This is a genomic window from Citrobacter sp. LJND-P06 (assembly GCF_058188415.1).
Genome location: NZ_CP187317.1, coordinates 4,448,919 through 4,466,775 on the forward strand (window position 1 = coordinate 4,448,919; position 17,857 = coordinate 4,466,775).

General features: G+C 53.5%; 17 protein-coding genes. 12 read left to right on the forward strand and 5 right to left on the reverse strand.

The annotated features are described in order from the left end of the window. Positions 1-14: 14 nt before the first annotated feature. Positions 15-635, reverse strand: a complete 621-nt coding sequence (gene sodA / locus ACO7SM_RS20940; RefSeq protein ID WP_192613889.1) for a superoxide dismutase [Mn] — start codon at positions 633-635, stop codon at positions 15-17. A 285-nt stretch (positions 636-920) separates the two neighbouring features. Between sodA and rhaT the strand changes: the two genes are divergently transcribed. Next, positions 921-1,955, forward strand: coding sequence for an L-rhamnose/proton symporter RhaT (rhaT, locus tag ACO7SM_RS20945; protein ID WP_490469078.1), 1,035 nt, complete (start codon positions 921-923; stop codon positions 1,953-1,955). Here rhaT and rhaR read toward each other — a convergent pair. Continuing rightward, on the reverse strand, positions 1,952-2,800 hold the full coding sequence (gene rhaR / locus ACO7SM_RS20950; RefSeq protein ID WP_490469079.1) for an HTH-type transcriptional activator RhaR: 849 nt from the start codon (positions 2,798-2,800) through the stop codon (positions 1,952-1,954). The genes rhaT and rhaR overlap by 4 nt on opposite strands. Before the next feature lie 92 nt (positions 2,801-2,892). Further along, the gene (gene rhaS, locus ACO7SM_RS20955) at positions 2,893-3,729 is read right to left on the reverse strand and encodes an HTH-type transcriptional activator RhaS (RefSeq protein WP_192613892.1); all 837 of its coding nucleotides are present in this window, start codon (positions 3,727-3,729) and stop codon (positions 2,893-2,895) included. Positions 3,730-4,032: 303 nt separating this feature from the next. Here rhaS and rhaB point away from each other — a divergent pair, with 303 nt between their 5' ends. The 5 genes from rhaB to rhaM all read left to right on the forward strand — a co-directional run bounded on the left by rhaB (position 4,033) and on the right by rhaM (position 9,218). Beyond that, on the forward strand, positions 4,033-5,502 hold the full coding sequence (rhaB, locus tag ACO7SM_RS20960) for a rhamnulokinase (protein ID WP_490469080.1): 1,470 nt from the start codon (positions 4,033-4,035) through the stop codon (positions 5,500-5,502). Then, complete coding sequence (gene rhaA, locus ACO7SM_RS20965) at positions 5,499-6,758, forward strand: L-rhamnose isomerase (protein ID WP_490469081.1); 1,260 nt, start codon at positions 5,499-5,501, stop codon at positions 6,756-6,758. Before rhaB ends, rhaA begins: the two co-directional genes overlap by 4 nt. A gap of 105 nt (positions 6,759-6,863) precedes the next feature. After that, complete coding sequence (rhaD, locus tag ACO7SM_RS20970; protein ID WP_490469082.1) at positions 6,864-7,688, forward strand: rhamnulose-1-phosphate aldolase; 825 nt, start codon at positions 6,864-6,866, stop codon at positions 7,686-7,688. 70 nt (positions 7,689-7,758) lie between these two features. Further along, positions 7,759-8,907, forward strand: a complete 1,149-nt coding sequence (gene fucO, locus ACO7SM_RS20975) for a lactaldehyde reductase (protein ID WP_490469083.1) — start codon at positions 7,759-7,761, stop codon at positions 8,905-8,907. After that, entirely contained in the window at positions 8,904-9,218 is a 315-nt protein-coding gene (gene rhaM / locus ACO7SM_RS20980; RefSeq protein ID WP_490469084.1) for an L-rhamnose mutarotase, read from the forward strand. The genes fucO and rhaM overlap by 4 nt, the downstream gene beginning before the upstream one ends. A 41-nt stretch (positions 9,219-9,259) precedes the next feature. Here rhaM and ACO7SM_RS20985 read toward each other — a convergent pair whose 3' ends face one another. Continuing rightward, on the reverse strand, positions 9,260-10,651 hold the full coding sequence (locus ACO7SM_RS20985) for a carbohydrate porin (RefSeq protein ID WP_490469085.1): 1,392 nt from the start codon (positions 10,649-10,651) through the stop codon (positions 9,260-9,262). A gap of 345 nt (positions 10,652-10,996) precedes the next feature. Then, complete coding sequence (locus ACO7SM_RS20990) at positions 10,997-11,545, reverse strand: helix-turn-helix domain-containing protein (RefSeq protein WP_490469086.1); 549 nt, start codon at positions 11,543-11,545, stop codon at positions 10,997-10,999. Between the two features lie 100 nt (positions 11,546-11,645). Between ACO7SM_RS20990 and ACO7SM_RS20995 the strand changes: the two genes are divergently transcribed. From ACO7SM_RS20995 to ACO7SM_RS21020, 6 genes are all read left to right on the forward strand, one after another. Further along, positions 11,646-12,305: an AzlC family ABC transporter permease gene (locus ACO7SM_RS20995; RefSeq protein WP_490469087.1), complete on the forward strand. Its 660-nt coding sequence runs from the start codon at positions 11,646-11,648 to the stop codon at positions 12,303-12,305. Beyond that, positions 12,305-12,628, forward strand: a complete 324-nt coding sequence (locus tag ACO7SM_RS21000; RefSeq protein WP_162381570.1) for an AzlD domain-containing protein — start codon at positions 12,305-12,307, stop codon at positions 12,626-12,628. Before ACO7SM_RS20995 ends, ACO7SM_RS21000 begins: the two co-directional genes overlap by 1 nt. A 481-nt stretch (positions 12,629-13,109) precedes the next feature. Further along, positions 13,110-13,556, forward strand: a complete 447-nt coding sequence (locus ACO7SM_RS21005) for a PTS fructose transporter subunit IIA (protein WP_490469088.1) — start codon at positions 13,110-13,112, stop codon at positions 13,554-13,556. A 10-nt stretch (positions 13,557-13,566) separates the two neighbouring features. Then, positions 13,567-15,012: a PTS fructose-like transporter subunit IIBC gene (locus ACO7SM_RS21010; protein ID WP_490469089.1), complete on the forward strand. Its 1,446-nt coding sequence runs from the start codon at positions 13,567-13,569 to the stop codon at positions 15,010-15,012. After that, on the forward strand, positions 15,002-16,072 hold the full coding sequence (locus ACO7SM_RS21015; protein WP_490469090.1) for an aminopeptidase: 1,071 nt from the start codon (positions 15,002-15,004) through the stop codon (positions 16,070-16,072). The genes ACO7SM_RS21010 and ACO7SM_RS21015 overlap by 11 nt, the downstream gene beginning before the upstream one ends. After that, positions 16,072-17,817, forward strand: coding sequence for a putative frv operon regulatory protein (locus ACO7SM_RS21020; protein WP_490469091.1), 1,746 nt, complete (start codon positions 16,072-16,074; stop codon positions 17,815-17,817). Before ACO7SM_RS21015 ends, ACO7SM_RS21020 begins: the two co-directional genes overlap by 1 nt. Positions 17,818-17,857: the final 40 nt, after the last annotated feature.

Below are 17,857 nucleotides of genomic sequence, written 5' to 3' on the forward strand. Positions count from 1 at the left end.
GGCAACAATCAGACTTATTTTTTCGCGGCGAAACGCGCGGCTGCTTCGTCCCAGTTCACCACGTTCCAGAACTCTTTAATGTAGTCCGGACGGCGGTTCTGGAATTTCAGGTAGTAAGCGTGTTCCCACACGTCCAGACCGACGATCGGGAAGCCAGATGCGCCAGAGACAGCTTCACCCATCAGCGGGGAATCCTGGTTCGCAGTAGATACCACGGCCAGTTTGTCGCCTTTCAGCACCAGCCACGCCCAGCCAGAACCAAAGCGGGTGGCAGCGGCTTTCTCAAACTCGGCTTTGAAGTTATCAACGGAACCAAAGTCACGTTCGATAGCGGCTTTCAGGTCGCCCTGCAGGGTCGTGCCGATTTTCAGGCCTTTCCAGAACAGGCTGTGGTTAGCGTGACCGCCCGCGTTGTTACGCAGTACGGTTTTCTTATCTGCTGGCAGTTGATCCAGTTTCGCGATCAGCTCTTCGGCAGACAGGCCAGCGAATTCTGGCAGGCTTTCCAGCGCTGCATTGGCATTGTTGACGTAGGCTTGATGGTGTTTGGTGTGGTGAATTTCCATCGTCTGCTTATCGAAGTGCGGTTCCAGTGCATCGTAAGCGTACGGCAGGGATGGCAGGGTATAGCTCATATTCATCTCCATTATTATCGAGCGGCTGGGTGTTAACGCCGCGTAAGCAGTTGGTTCATTATAGTTAATTAAATGATATTGAAAATGATTATCAATGCCGCACTTTTCATACGGATATAACCCCGCCCCCACTTACCAAAGATGTGAGCTAAATCACCCGCTTAACGCGTCTATTGCCAAAGAGAACAAAAAGCGGCAACGGGAAGAAGGTTAAGAATCTGCACAATTTTTACACTCATCACGTCGAAGGGGTAACGCGACAATAAAAACGATGAGGATAAATTCATGAGTAACGCGATTACGATGGGTATTTTTTGGCATTTGATAGGTGCGGCCAGTGCAGCCTGTTTCTATGCCCCGTTTAAGCAAGTAAAACAGTGGTCATGGGAAACGATGTGGTCGGTTGGCGGGATTGTCTCCTGGATTATCCTGCCGTGGACTATCAGCGCCATGCTGCTGCCCGATTTTTGGGCCTACTACAGCTCGTTTAACCTTTCTACTTTATTACCTGTTTTCCTGTTTGGCGCGATGTGGGGTATCGGCAATATTAACTACGGCCTGACCATGCGCTATCTCGGTATGTCGATGGGGATTGGTATCGCGATTGGCATTACGCTGATTGTCGGTACGCTGATGACGCCCATTCTCAACGGTAACTTCGATGTCCTGATCAACACCGAAGGCGGACGCATGACGCTGCTTGGCGTGTTGGTGGCGCTTATCGGCGTGGGGATTGTGACCCGTGCCGGGCAGTTGAAAGAGCGTAAAATGGGCATCAAAGCCGAAGAGTTCAACCTGAAAAAAGGTCTGCTGCTGGCGGTCATGTGCGGGATCTTCTCGGCCGGCATGTCCTTTGCAATGAATGCCGCCAAACCGATGCATGAAGCCGCTGCTGCTCTTGGCGTGGATCCGTTGTATGTCGCCCTGCCCAGCTACGTGGTGATTATGGGTGGCGGCGCGCTGGTCAACCTGGGCTTCTGCTTTATTCGTCTGGCAAAAGTGAAGAGTCTGTCGATAACCGCCGACTTCTCGCTGGCAAAATCCCTGATCATCACCAACGTGCTGCTGTCAGCGCTTGGCGGTCTGATGTGGTATTTGCAGTTCTTCTTCTACGCCTGGGGCCACGCGCGCATTCCGGCGCAGTATGACTACATCAGTTGGATGCTGCACATGAGTTTCTACGTCCTGTGCGGCGGTATTGTCGGGCTGGTGTTGAAAGAGTGGAAAAACGCCGGTCGACGTCCTGTGAGTGTGCTGAGCCTGGGCTGCGTGGTGATTATCATCGCTGCTAATATTGTCGGAATGGGAATGGCGAGTTAATCACTTTGATGACTGAGATGGCGCCACTGGCTTGGCGTCATCCCGGTTTCCCGCGTGAACACCACGGAAAAATAGTTACTGTCCTCAAACCCACATTGCATCGAAATCTCACCGATCATCAGGCGGCTATGCTGGAGCAAATATTGCGCGTGGCAGACGCGAATCTGGCGCAAATAGTGGTTGATGGTCATGCCGGTTTGGGCGCGAAACTGCTGGCGCAACACGCGTTCACTGCAGGTTTCCCGCTCGCAAAATTCATCCAGCGAAAACGGGTGCTCAAGGCTGCCCGCCAGCGCGGTGATCAGTTTATCCAACAGCGTTTCACTTGAGGTAGCAGGCAGATTATCCGTGGCATAGCGATGGCGCTGCAGGATCATCACCAGTTGCCCAAACAGCAGCTCCGCCATACCGTTAGCCAACGGGCAGCTCTGCTGGCTTTCATGCTCAAGCTGGCTGATAACCTGCCGCGCCTGAGTCATCCCGGCGCTGGTCAGACGCCAGTGCGGCTGCCATTGGGTGCCGTTAAATCCAGGTATTGCCTCTTCCCAGCATAGATTCAGCTTCAGCCGCTCCGGGCAGTAGATAATGTTCTGCAATACCAGATCGTTAACGGAGGTGTAGGAGTGTTTATCTTCGGCGCGAATGTAGAACAGGTCGCCGCGCGTAATGCGGTAGGGGCGTTCATTAAGCACATGCAAACCGTTGCCACGCCACACCAGCACCAGTTCACAAAACTCATGGGTATGTTCCGCAAAGACATTTTGCGGGTAGCGGTCGGCAACAGCCACAGCCTGCGCGTCGCCTGCAAAAAAGTCGGCTTTATGAAGAACGAGCTGATTTGCCACCACATCACCTCAACCAATAACAGCACAGTAGTATGCGTCAAGCGGCGGCAAAAAACGTTGATATACCCGTCATACTTCACGTGGCATCGGCGTTACTGCAGCAATGCGTCGCGCCCCTGGCGGATATCACGCGGCGACCAGTCAAATTCGCGGCGAAAAAGCGTCGAAAAGTGGTTACTGTCGCCGAATCCGCAGCGATAGGCGATATCGGTAACACTGTCGTCGCTATGGCGTAGCAGATGACGCGCTTTAATTAAACGCAGGCGGTTCAAATAGCGCTGAGGTGTTAGCCCGGTTTGTTGTTTCAACTGACGGTGCAAGGTACGTAGTGAGAGCGAAAACCGATCGGCCACGGCTTCCCAGCAGACCTCTTCGGCAAAGTGATCTTCCAGCCAGGCCATCAGGTGATTCAGCCGCGCATCATTATCCGTCGCCCCTTCCATCAGACTGCTTTTGCGTAGCAATACCAGCAACTGCATAAACACGATTTCGCGGTTGGCGACCGCTGGCGTGTCCATCTCTCCATCGGGTTGTTCCAGTTGAGCAACCAACTGGCGCACCTGCTGTAACACCCCCTGGTTTACCCGCCAGTGGGACGGATACAGCCCATCCTGTTCCTGCGGTAAAAGCTGGTTCAGCCCTGCCAGAAACTGGAACGCATCCGGCGAACGATAGAGCACGTTGGTCAGGCATAGATTGTCAGTATGTTCATACATGTGTCGGTCATGATCGCGAACAAAACAGACGGTGCCGCCGCTGATGGTATACGGCTGTCCGTTGAACACATGAATTCCCGTGCCATGTTCAACAATCACGATTTCATGAAAATCATGATGGTGTTCAGGAAACGCAGACTGCGGAAGCCGGGGTTCGATGGCGATAGGAACCTTACCTGAAGGAAAAAAATCCACGCTGTGCAATAGGGTCATGATGGCTTCCTGACTTGGAGTGGAACATGACTGAAATAGTAATTAAGGGGTCGCCACCTCACCTTAAAGTTTTGACACGAAAGCGCGCATATCCAGTCATTTTTTCAAGACAGAGCAGGAAAGTTCGCTAAATGCGGACGCCGTCACATCAGGCAAAAACAGGCTCATGATTGGAAACTGTGAACGCCATCACGTTCATCTTTGCTTTCTTGCCAGCGGCTAATTTTGGCTGTCAGTAGCGAGAAGGTTCCTTTTCCCCGGGATTCTTAGACTCATTGCCATTACTCCTGGAAGGACTTCATTATGACTTTTCGCCATTGTGTCGCGGTCGATCTCGGCGCATCCAGTGGACGCGTTATGCTGGCGCGTTACGACAGCGAACACCGCTCCCTGACGTTGCGTGAAATCCACCGTTTCGTGAATTGCCTGCAAAAAACAGACGGCTTCGACGCCTGGGATATCGACAGTCTGGAAGGGGCCATTCGTCTTGGGCTGGAGAAAGTCTGCGATGAAGGCATCCGCATTGACAGCATCGGGATTGATACCTGGGGCGTCGACTATGTGCTGCTGGATAAACACGGTCAGCGTGTCGGCCTGCCCGTTTCCTACCGTGACAGTCGCACCACAGGCGTGATGCAACAGGCGCAGGCGCAACTCGGGAAAGCGGAAATCTATCGCCGCAGCGGTATTCAGTTTTTGCCGTTTAACACGCTGTATCAATTACGTGCGCTGGTTGAACAACAACCGGAGCTTACCCCCCAGGTGGCGCACGCGCTGCTTATTCCTGATTACTTCGCCTATTGCCTGACCGGCAAAATGAACTGGGAATACACCAACGCCACCACCACGCAGCTCGTCAATATTCATACCGACGGCTGGGATGACACGCTGCTGGCGTGGACTGGCGCGAATCACGCCTGGTTCGGCACGCCAACGCATCCGGGCAATGTCATCGGTCACTGGATTTGCCCGCAGGGTAATCAGATCCCGGTCGTTGCCGTCGCCAGTCACGATACCGCCAGCGCGGTGATTGCCTCTCCGCTGGCAGAAAAAAACAGCGCCTACCTCTCTTCCGGTACCTGGTCGCTGATGGGCTTCGAGAGCAGAACGCCTTATACCAATGATGCCGCGCTGAGCGCCAATATTACCAACGAGGGCGGCGCGGAAGGACGCTACCGCGTGCTGAAAAATATCATGGGACTGTGGCTGCTGCAGCGCGTCCTGAAAGAACGCCAGATTACCGATCTGCCTGCGCTGATCGCGCAAACGCAGGCGCTGCCCGCTTGCCGTTTCGTAATTAATCCCAATGACGATCGCTTTATCAACCCTGCCGATATGGGCGCGGAAATTCAGGCTGCCTGCCGTGAAACCGGTCAACCGGTGCCCACCCAAGACGCCGAACTGGCTCGCTGTATTTTCGACAGCCTGGCGTTGCTGTACGCCCGCGTCCTGCAGGAACTGGCCGACCTTCGCGGCGAAGCCTTCACCAGCCTGCATATCGTCGGTGGCGGTTGCCAGAACGCATTACTGAACCAACTGTGCGCCGACGCCTGCGGTATCCGTGTGATGGCCGGCCCCGTAGAGGCATCCACGCTCGGCAACATCGGTATCCAGCTCATGACACTGGACGAACTGACCAACGTTGATGATTTCCGTCAGGTGGTGAGCGCCAACTACGACCTCACCACCTTTATTCCTCATCCTGATAGCGAAATTGCCCGCCATGTTGCGCAGTTTCAATCCACACGACAGACAAAGGAGCTTTGCGCATGACCACTCAACTTGAACAAGCCTGGGAACTGGCGAAACAGCGTTTTGCTGCGGTAGGTATCGATGTCGAAGAGGCGCTGCGCCAGCTCGATCGTCTGCCGGTTTCTATGCACTGCTGGCAGGGCGATGACGTCGCCGGTTTTGAAAACCCGGAAGGCAACCTGACCGGCGGTATTCAGGCGACGGGTAACTATCCGGGCAAAGCGCGTAACGCGACCGAATTACGTGCCGATCTGGAGCAGGCGCTGAGCCTGATCCCAGGGCCGAAACGTCTGAATTTGCACGCGATCTATCTGGAATCCGACACGCCGGTTGCCCGCGACCAGATAAAACCAGAACACTTCAAAAACTGGGTGGAGTGGGCGAAAGCCAACCAGTTGGGTCTCGATTTTAACCCGTCCTGTTTCTCGCATCCGCTGAGCGCCGACGGGTTCACCCTTTCCCACCCGGACGCGAAAATCCGTCAGTTCTGGATCGATCACTGCAAGGCCAGCCGCCGCATCTCCGCCTATTTCGGTGAGCAACTGGGCACTCCGTCGGTGATGAACATCTGGATCCCGGATGGCATGAAAGACATCACCGTTGACCGTCTGGCACCGCGTCAGCGTCTGCTGAATGCGCTGGATGACGTCATCAGCGAGAAACTGGACCCGGCGCACCACATTGATGCCGTTGAGAGCAAGCTGTTCGGTATTGGCGCAGAAAGCTACACCGTCGGTTCCAATGAGTTCTATATGGGCTACGCCGCCAGCCGCCAGACCGCGCTGTGTCTGGATGCGGGCCACTTCCACCCGACTGAAGTTATCTCCGACAAAATCTCTTCCGCCATGCTGTATGTCCCGCGCCTGTTGCTGCACGTGAGCCGCCCGGTACGTTGGGACAGCGACCACGTGGTGCTGCTGGACGATGAAACGCAGGCGATTGCCAGCGAAATTGTGCGCAACGATCTGTTCGACCGTGTGCATATCGGCCTCGACTTCTTCGACGCATCTATCAACCGCATCGCCGCGTGGGTTATCGGCACCCGCAACATGAAGAAAGCGCTGCTGCGCGCCCTGCTGGAGCCGACTGCCGAGCTGCGTAAGCTGGAAGCGGAAGGCGATTACACCGCGCGTCTGGCGTTGCTTGAAGAGCAGAAATGCCTGCCGTGGCAGGCCGTGTGGGAGATGTATTGCCAGCGTCACGATACGCCTGCGGGAAGCCAGTGGCTGGAGAACGTGCGCGCGTACGAAAAAGAGATTCTGAGCACACGCGGCTAACTGAGCGCAATGGGTTTGTAGGCCGGATAAGACGCATCGCGTCGCTATCCGGCATTCGTAAGACCCGAGCGATTTCGGGCAACAAAATAGACAGGAATACCGAACATGCAGAACATTATGAATTCCTGGTTCGTCCAGGGAATGATCAAAGCCACGTCTGACGCCTGGCTGAAAGGGTGGGATGAGCGCAACGGCGGCAACCTGACGCTGCGTCTGGATGAAGCGGATATTGCGCCATTTGCGAGTGATTTCCACGCAAAACCGCGCTATATCGCGCTGAGCCAGCCGATGCCGTTACTGGCAAACACCCCGTTTATCGTGACCGGTTCCGGTAAATTCTTCCGCAACGTTCAACTCGACCCGGCGGCAAACATCGGCGTGGTTAAAATCGACAGCGACGGCGCGGGCTATCACATCCTGTGGGGCTTAACCCACGAAGCGGTGCCGACCTCCGAACTCCCGGCGCACTTCCTTTCCCACTGCGAGCGCATCAAGGCCACCGGCGGCACAGACCGCGTGATCATGCACTGCCACGCCACCAACCTGATTGCCCTGACCTACGTGCTGGAAAACCGCACCGACGTCATTACCCGCCAGTTGTGGGAAGGCAGCACCGAGTGTCTGGTGGTCTTCCCGGACGGCGTCGGCATTCTGCCGTGGATGGTGCCGGGTACTGACGAAATCGGCCAGGCGACTGCGGTCGAAATGCAGAAACATTCGCTGGTACTGTGGCCGTTCCACGGCGTATTCGGCAGTGGCCCTACCCTGGACGACGCGTTCGGTTTGATAGATACCGCAGAGAAATCTGCTGAAGTTTTAGTCAAAATCTATTCGATGGGTGGCATGAAACAAACGATCACGCGTGAAGAGCTTATTGCGCTCGGTAAACGTTTTGGCGTGACACCGCTGGCCAGCGCTCTGGCGCTGTAATAGCACCGCCCGCACCCGGCGACACGGACACTGCCGCCGGACATACAGCGATAATTTAAGGAGAGTAATCATGAGCTTTATGTTGGCACTTCCGAAAATCAGTCTGCATGGCGCAGGGGCAATTGGCGATATGGTTAACCTCGTGGCGAATAAGCAATGGGGTAAAGCGCTGATCGTCACCGATGGTCAACTGGTCAAACTGGGTCTGCTGGATAGCCTGTTTGCCGCGCTGGATGCGCATCAAATGTCTTACCATCTGTTCGATGAGGTGTTCCCAAACCCGACCGAAGCGCTGGTGCAAAAAGGCTATGCGGCATACCAGGACGCGAACTGCGATTACATCATCGCGTTTGGCGGCGGCAGTCCGATCGATACCGCCAAAGCGGTGAAAATTCTGACCGCAAACCCTGGCCCATCAACAGCCTATTCCGGCGTCGGAAAAGTGAAAAACGCAGGCGTGCCGCTGGTAGCGATTAATACCACTGCCGGTACCGCAGCGGAAATGACCAGTAACGCGGTGATCATCGATTCTGCGCGTCAGGTCAAAGAGGTCATCATCGACCCGAACATCATTCCTGACATTGCCGTCGATGACGCCAGCGTCATGCTGGAAATCCCGGCATCCGTGACGGCCGCGACCGGTATGGATGCGCTGACGCACGCGATCGAAGCCTATGTTTCCATTGGCGCGCACCCGCTCACCGACGCCAACGCGCTGGAAGCGATTCGCCTGATAGCCCTGTGGCTGCCGAAAGCGGTAGACGAAGGTCATAATCTCGAAGCGCGTGAGCAAATGGCGTTTGGTCAGTATCTGGCGGGCATGGCGTTCAACAGCGCCGGTCTTGGTCTGGTTCATGCGCTGGCGCACCAACCGGGCGCCACCCACAACCTGCCGCACGGCGTCTGCAACGCCATTCTGCTGCCCATCATCGAGAACTTTAACCGTCCAAATGCCATTGCGCGTTTTGCCCGCGTGGCGCAGGCGATGGGTGTCGACACGCGCAATATGAGTGATGAAGCAGCAAGCATGGAAGCGATCAACGCCATTCGCGCATTGAGCAAACGTGTGGGTATTCCGACAGGTTTCAGCCAGTTAGGTGTGACCAAAGAGGATATCGAAGGCTGGCTGGACAAAGCCATGGCCGATCCGTGCGCGCCGTGTAACCCGCGTACCGCCAGCCGCGATGAGGTTCGTGAGCTGTATCTGGAGGCGTTATGATCCGCAAAGCCTTTGTGATGCAGGTGTATGCCGACACGCACGAAGAGTATCAGCGCCGTCATAACCCCATCTGGCCGGAACTGGAAGCGGTGCTGAAAGCGCACGGCGCGCATCACTACGCGATTTATCTCGATAAAGAACGCAACCTGCTGTTTGCGACCGTCGAGATTGAGTCAGAGGAGCGCTGGAATGCAGTTGCCAGTACCGACGTCTGCCAGCGTTGGTGGAAACACATGCGTGAAGTGATGCCGACTCACTCAGACAACAGTCCGTTGAGTACAGAGATAAAAGAAGTGTTTTATCTGGAGTAAGTTGTGTACCCGGTGGTGAAAACGCCACCGGGTCATTTTGATTAGAAAAAGTATTTAAAGCGAACGCGGCCACCGTAGCGATCGTCAGAACCGTCGCCGTGTGTGCCATCACCGTCGCTATCCAGAATCGAATAATACGCGCCAAGGTAGATGTTGAAGTTTTGCATATTCATTACGTTAGCGAACTGATATGAGGCGTGGAAGGTATGAATGTCATAGGTGCCTTCATTATTAATCCAGCAGTCGTCATCACAGACTACCCCTTCAAAATCATCAATCTTGTTATGTGCATAGATATAACCGAGTTCAAAGCGTTTCCACAGCGCGTTCAGCCCGGCGGTAAAATCGTGTTCATTGCTGGCGTTAAGATATGCAGTATTCAGGTTCACCACCACGCCGTTATCCGCATCATTCTTAAGGCCATTCCACGTCATTGTCAGACCGTAACCGGTGCGGTCGGACTGATCGACAAACTTGCCGTCGCCGTTGGTGTAGCCGTAAGCGTTATTGACCACGTTCGATTCCATCGCCGCAGCAACTGAAAATGCATCCTGCGACCACGAGATAACCGGACGCAAATAGGCAACGTTTTTCTGCTGCTCCATTGCACGACCATGGAAATCGCCATCGTTATAAAGTGAAGTACCGTCTTCCAGCAGGGTGTTTAATTCGAAGTACCAGTTGTCGACTTGCTTACTGACCAGGAAGTTGCCGCCAGCATCAGAGCGCCCACGGCCCTCTTTCATCATGTAGATATAGCCACTGCCGTCGTCATAAAGATCGTTGGCGGTATTACCCGAATGCTCAACAAAGGTATCCTGATTGAGTGGGAACATATCGTACGCTTCGAAGCGTCCAACCTTCACTTTCCAGTCATTCTCTTTGCCGAAGAAGAAAACGGAGTCATCGATATTCACCGAGCCAGACAGATCGCCCAACGGTTGAGCGGAGAATCCGGCATAATAACCATTATTCAGCTTACGCATGCCATCAAATCCCAGCAAAATTCGGCCATTAACATTCCATTTTTCGTTGGTCGGATCACTACCCATATTGGCATTGGTCATGGCCAACAGGCCATGCTTACTTTCTGCATCCATGTTGAATTCTACGTCACCGTAGATTTTTAGATCGCCATAACCGGAAAGGAGCAGATTAGGCCTGGTTGCATTATTTTTCGTCTCCTCAGAAGACGTCTGGCTGTTGACGGGTGTATTCCCCTGGACGGCTTTAATTTCTCGAATTTCGCTCGCCTGTTGAACCTGTAATTGCTGAACCTGACTTTCTGCCTTCGCCGCCCGATTTTCTGCGGCCTCCAGTCTGGCTTCGAGTTGCTCAAGCCGCTGCTCAAGCGTCATTTTTTGCGCTTTAGCAACCCCATTATGCGCCACGCATAATAGACCTATTGCTAACGCTAGCGTCGTTTTCTTCATTTGTTCACTTTCCTTGAAATAAAGAATGACCCGCGTATTTTTTAAAAAATACACGTAATGAATATAAAAATAGAATGTATTTTGTTTTTATATTTAACAGCGGCTATAATTGATTATATAAACAACTCGCAATTATTGACTGTGCTGCTACAGGCTAATAAGTAGTAGCATGGTGATTTTTTAGTGTAAATACAGGGAGTTTGCAGTTCGTGAGGAATATAACAAAAGGGTTGAAATAAACGAAATATCGCAAAAACAAATAAATATAATTTGAGTGAAGCAATAATTATAAATAATCATTCGGCGCGGTATTTATACCACCACGCCGTGATATTCAACGAACACTTAATTTTGCTCAGCCACCAGAATCGCCTGAGTGTCCGGCTCCAGCGCTTTGAAAATATGATCCTGATCGGCGGGGTAACAAATATAATCCCCCTCGTTTAACTCTTCTGGCACATCTGTCAGACCGACCAGCGCTTTTCCTTTCGTCACAATAATGTGTTCAACCGAGCCCGATGGATGCGGATGTGAAATGCGATCCGCCCCAGGTTGCGTCAACAGCAGATAGATGTCACGCCGAGCGCCAGGTGGGCAACTCGCCAGCAAAATAGCCTGATAGTGCGCCAGTTCTGCCACGACTTTCGTCCCTTCTCCGCGACGGAGCACCTGCGTTTTTTGTACCTGGGGTTCAAGTAAGCGTGCAAAAGGAATATCCAGCGCAACACAGAGCGACCAGAGCGTTTCCAGGCTAGGATTACCATTCCCCGCTTCAAGTTGGGAAAGCGTGGACTTGGCGATCCCTGCCCGCCGGGCGATTTCTGCCAGCGACAGCCCCGTCCGCTGACGTTCGCGAACCAGACTTTTGGCAATCACGCTGATGGGTTGTGTCATACACGACTCCGCGTTTTTTATATCGAACGAATCGTTCGTCTTGAAATACAAATCTGTTGCGTTCATTATAATGGAAACTCGTTCGATATGGCTAAATAACATGAAGCACTTTCTCTCTTGTCTCAAAGGGGACACGATCAAAGCGATATTTTTAGTCTGTCTGGCTGTGGGGGTTGTCGGCATGTCCTACGGCTCGCTGGCGATGGCCTACGGCTTCCCTCTCTGGGTGCCGTTTGTGCTCTCCATCACCGTGCTGGCTGGCGCATCCGAATTTATGTTCATTGGCATTATCGCCAGCGGTGGAAATCCGTTAGCCGCCGCCGCTGCAGGCTTGTTGGTAAACGCCCGTCATATCCCGTTTGGCGTGACGGTACGCGACCTGGTCGGCACCCGCGCGGCCAGCTTTCTCGGCTGCCATATTATGAACGATGAAAGTGTGGTGTTCGGCCTGTCGCAGAAAACGCCGGAGAAGCGTAAAGCCGCTTACTGGCTGTGCGGAATGGGCGTCGCCATTCTGTGGCCGCTGGGTACACTGCTCGGCGCCGTGGTAGGCAAAATGTTGCCAGATCCGGAAACTATCGGGCTGGATGCCGTATTCCCGGCCATTTTGCTGGCGCTGGTTGTCCCGGCCTTTAAAAATCGCACCACATTGGTACGTGGCCTGAGCGGTGCTGTGGTGTCGCTCGCCGCCGTTCCCTTTGCGCCGGTCGGCCTGCCGGTGCTGCTTTCCCTGCTTGGCTTACTGACGAGGAAAAAATAATGGGCAACATGACGCTGTTTATTATCGGTATCGCCATTTTATCGGCAGGCACCTATTTGATGCGCCTCGGCGGGGCAAAACTCGGGAGTCGCTTAGCCCTTTCTGAGCGTTCTCAGGCATTACTTTCCGACGCGGCCACCGTGTTGCTGTTTTCTGTGGCGCTGGCGACCACCTTTTATGAAAGCGACCATTTTGCCGGAATGGCGCGCGTGTTAGGCGTCGCCTTTGCCGTATTTTTAGCCTGGCGCAAGATGCCATTGATTGTGGTGATTATCGCGGCGGCCGTGGTCACGGCATTGCTGAGACTGGCGGGCATAAACTAAAAAAGCGCCCACGGGCGCTTTAGACTATCTCTGTATTGCGCTCATGGCGGTACAACCACCGATCATTTTTTGTATTTATCATTTTCGCTGCAATTCAAACGGCTGATCAAATTCATTAGAATATTATATAGAATACCACGATTTATTTTGGTCTTGTCGCAAGCAGCGTTACACCGGGTACTCGCTACCTAATCAATGAAGAACGTATAATGACGCAACGCATTAATACCCGCTTACCGTCATAATTATTCCCGCTATTTTTATTAGTGGCTTCCCCACGAAAACAAAACGCAATTCAAGACGCATTTATTCGCGCTTCAGAAAGTCTATTGCAATATCGCCATTCGTTAAAATGTGCTCCCGTGCACAAAGACCAGGCTTGCTTAGCACGCATTATGTCACTGACCTCAGACATATTGCCGCTCATCTCATTGCCCGTTCACCGTTAACATTATAAAAAAGAAGTTAACGGAATCTCTCTATGTCAGAACTCAGCGCAAATTGTATTGATCTGAATATTCAGGGCAACACCCCTTATTCCATTCTCAAGCAACTGGCAGAAATGGCGTTTAAAAATGGCTATATCACGGAGCGCACGCTATTTCTGCAAACGCTACTGATGCGAGAAAAACTGCACTCCACCGGATTTGGATCGGGTATCGCCGTTCCTCACGGGAAAAGCGTCTGCGTGAAGCAACCCTTTGTTCTGTTTGCACGTAAACCCCACAGCGTTGACTGGAAGGCCAGCGACGACGAAGGCGTCAACTGCTGGATCTGTCTCGGCGTACCGCAAACCGGCGAAGACGCCCAGGTCAAAATCATCGGCACGCTGTGTCGCAAAATCATCCATCAGGATTTCATTAACCAACTGAAGCAAGGTGACGCCAGCCAGGTGCTTGCCCTGTTAAATCAGACCTTAACTTCATAAGGAAGCGGCTATGGCGTCATCCTTACGTTTAGTGGCGATCACCAACTGCCCTGCGGGCATTGCCCACACCTATATGGTGGCGGAAGCGCTGGAGCAAAAAGCGCGTTCGCTCGGCCATACCATGAGAGTCGAAACCCAGGGAGCAAGCGGTGTTGAAAATCGCCTGACTGGCGAAGAGATCGCCGCCGCCGATTACGTGATTTTAGCCATCGGGAGAGGCTTAAGCGGTGAAGAGCGGGCGCGTTTCGCGGGGAAAAAAGTGTATGAAATTGCCATTTCCCAGGCACTGAAAAATATCGACCAGATTTTCACGCAATTACCGTCTCATTCGCAGCTTTTTGCCGCAGATAGCGGTGTGAAACTCGGCAAGCAGGATGTCCAACAGGGCAGCGTAATGAGCCACCTGATGGCAGGCGTTTCGGCGGCACTGCCGTTTGTTATCGGCGGCGGTATTATGGTGGCAATTGCCAATATGCTGGTGCAGTTCGGCTTACCGTATACCGATATGTCGAAAGGCGCGCCGTCATTTACCTGGATTGTCGAATCCATCGGCTATCTGGGTTTCACCTTTATGATCCCGATTATGGGGGCGTACATCGCGTGGTCGATTGCCGATAAACCCGCTTTTGCTCCGGCGTTTCTGGTCTGCTATCTGGCTAATGATAAAGGGTTGCTCGGCACCCAGTCCGGCGCGGGATTTCTCGGCGCGGTGGTACTGGGGCTGGCGATCGGTTATTTCGTGCTGTGGTTTCGCAAAGTTAAGCTCGGCAAAGCGCTCCAGCCGCTGCTCGGCTCAATGCTGATCCCATTTGTCACTCTGCTGGTGTTTGGCGTATTGACCTATTACGTCATCGGCCCGGTGATGTCCGACATGATGAGCGGTCTGCTGCACTTCCTCAATACCATTCCGCCCTCCATGAAAATGGGGGCCGCTTTCCTCGTTGGGGCGATGCTGGCATTTGATATGGGCGGGCCAATCAACAAAACCGCATGGTTTTTCTGCTTCTCGCTGCTGGAAAAACATATCTATGACTGGTACGCCATCGTCGGCGTAGTGGCGCTGATGCCGCCTGTCGCGGCGGGCATTGCCACTTACATTGCGCCTAAGCTATTTACCCAACAGGAAAAAGAAGCCGCCAGTAGCGCAATTGTGGTCGGCGCTACCGTCGCCACTGAACCGGCGATCCCCTACGCGCTGGCCGCACCGCTGCCGATGATCACCGCCAACACACTTTCCGGCGGTATTACCGGCATACTGGTGATCGCCTTCGGAATCAAACGTCTCGCGCCGGGGTTAGGTATTTTTGACCCGCTGATCGGCCTGATGTCTCCGGTGGGGTCATTTTATCTGGTGCTGGCAATCGGCCTGGCGCTGAACATTTCGTTAATCATTATCCTGAAAGGATTGTGGCTCAGACGTAAAGCCACGCAGCAGGAGCTTGCTCATGAACATTGAGTTACTTCAGCAGTTATGCGAAGCCAGCGCCGTCAGCGGCGATGAGCAGGAAGTTCGCACCCTTCTCATCAATACGCTTGAACCCTGCGTGGATGAAATTACCTTTGATGGCCTCGGCAGCGTTGTCGCCCGCAAAGGCCATCGCGGGCCGAAGGTCGCGGTAGTCGGCCATATGGACGAAGTCGGCTTTATGGTGACGCATATCGACGATAGCGGTTTTTTGCGCTTCACAACGATTGGGGGTTGGTGGAATCAGTCGATGCTGAACCATCGCGTCACCGTTCGTACCCGCAAAGGATGTAAAATCCCCGGTGTTATCGGCTCCGTTGCACCACACGCCTTAACGGAAAAGCAGAAACAACAGCCGCTGTCATTTGACGAGATGTTCATTGATATTGGCGCGAACAGCCGTGAAGAGGTAGAAAATCGGGATATCGCTATCGGTGATTTCATTAGTCCGGAAGCGAACTTTGCCCGCTGGGGGGAAGACAAAATTGTCGGCAAAGCGCTGGATAATCGCGTCGGCTGCGCCCTGATGGCGGAACTTTTACAGGCAGTAGATAACCCGGAGATTACGCTTTACGGCGTCGGGAGCGTTGAAGAAGAGGTCGGGCTACGCGGGGCGCAAACCTCGGCGGAGCATATCAAACCCGACCTGGTGATCGTACTGGATACGGCGGTCGCGGGCGACGTGCCCGGTATCAACAGCATAAAATACCCATTGAAGCTGGGCGCGGGGCCAGGTTTGATGCTGTTCGATAAGCGTTATTTCCCCAATCAGCAACTGGTCGCTGCGTTAAAAGCGTGTGCGGAAAGCAGCGGTGCCCCCTTACAGTTTTGCACCATGAAAACCGGGGCGACGGACGGCGGGCGCTATAACGTAATGGGCGGTGGCCGCCCGGTCGCGGCGCTCTGTTTGCCCACCCGTTACCTTCACGCCAACAGCGGTATGATTTCCGCAGCGGATTATGATGCGCTGTTTACGCTAGTGCGCGAACTGCTGACGTCGTTGACGGCAGATAAGGTCAACGCGTTCACCGATTTTCGCCGGGTGACCTGATGCTCAGTGAACGCCAGTTAACGCTTGTCGATCTTCTTGAACAACAGCCCTGCTCGCTAAATACGTTGGCGCAGCAAACTGGCGTTTCGGGCAGAACCATCCTGCGCGATATTGATTACATTAACTTTACCCTCAGCGGTAAGGCTCGCATCCAGCCTGGCGGTAGTACCGGCTATCAACTGGATATCATCGACAGGCGCAACTTTTTCCAGCTTTTGCAGCGCCATGATAATGATGATCGATTGCTGGCGCTCCTGCTGTTGACCCCCTTTACCCCCCGCGTACAGTTGGCCTCTTCGCTTAACTTGCCGGAAACCTGGGTTGCAGACCGTCTGTCGCGGCTGAAGCAACGCTATGAGCGTGCATTTTGTCTTTCCAGTCGCCCAGGCGTCGGTCATTTCATTGATGAGCCAGAAGAAAAACGCATTGTCCTGCTGGCAAATCTGCTCAAAAAAGATCCGCTGTTAATTCCACTTCCCGGTATTACACGCAACAGCGTCGAACAACTGAATACCGCATGTGAACAGCTTGATGAGTTTCCGCTGATCTCGGGGGAATACCTCGCCAGCCTGATACTGGCGGTCTACGCCCTTCGCAATCAGCTCACCAGTGCCTGGCCGGAATATCAGCAGACTGCGCTGAAAAACGTCGTGGAACAGGGCGGGATTTATCTCGGCGAGAGCGCCTTCAACACACTTACCGGATTGCTGGAAACACAGCAACAACAGGCAATGACCATCTCCACTGATGCCGTATGCGCATTGCTACAATGCATCCCCGGCGTCGCCGCGTTGAACATCATTGATACGCAACTGGTCGAGAACATTACCGGCCACCTGCGAAGATGCATTTCAGCGCCCCAGTGGGTATCGGAACATCGCCAGGGCAGCATGAACAACCTGAAAGCCGCCTGGCCCGCCGCATTCGATATGAGCCTGCGCTTCATTGCGCTGTTGCGTGAACAAGTGGCTATCCCGTTGTTCGACAGCGACCTGATCGGGCTCTATTTTGCCTGTGCGCTGGAGCGGCATCAAAATGAGCGCCAGCCCATCATTCTGTTATCCGATCAAAATGCGGTTGCCACCATTAACCAGCAGGCCATTGAGCGTGACGTATTGAATTGTCGGGTGATGATTGCGCGAACCCTTGCTGATGTGCATGCAATAATCCAGGAGGTCGAACCGCTGTTGATCGTCAATAACAGCCATTATTTACTGGATGATTCATTAAAAAATGTCCTGACCATCAAAAATATCGTTTCCTCCGCTGGCACTGAACAAATCAAACACTTTCTCGCCACCGCCTTTATTCGCCAGCAGCCAGAACGTTTCTTTTCTGCATCAGGCAGTTTCCACTATTCAAATGCCCCCGATGAAGGCTGGCTCAACATCACCCGCCAGATTTGTCACCGGCTGGTGGCGCAAAACCAGATTACCGACGATGAAGCACAACGCATCTGCGCCCGTGAAGGCGAAGGTGAGAACCTGATTGTCAATCATCTGGCGATCCCCCATTGCTGGAGCGAGCAAAAACGGCGTTTTCGCGGATTCTTTATTACCCTCGAGCACGCCATTCAGGTCAATAACGACCCCGTGAGCCATGTACTGATCGCCTGCGCCGCCGCCGATGCGCGTCATGAGCTAAAAATCTTTAGCTATCTGGCCAGCGTGCTGTGCCGCCATCCCGCCGAAACCATTTGCGGATTAAGTGGGTATGAGGCGTTTATCGGTCTATTAAAACAGTAAACGCAGAAACGAAAAAAGCGCCTCAGGGGCGCTCTTTCAA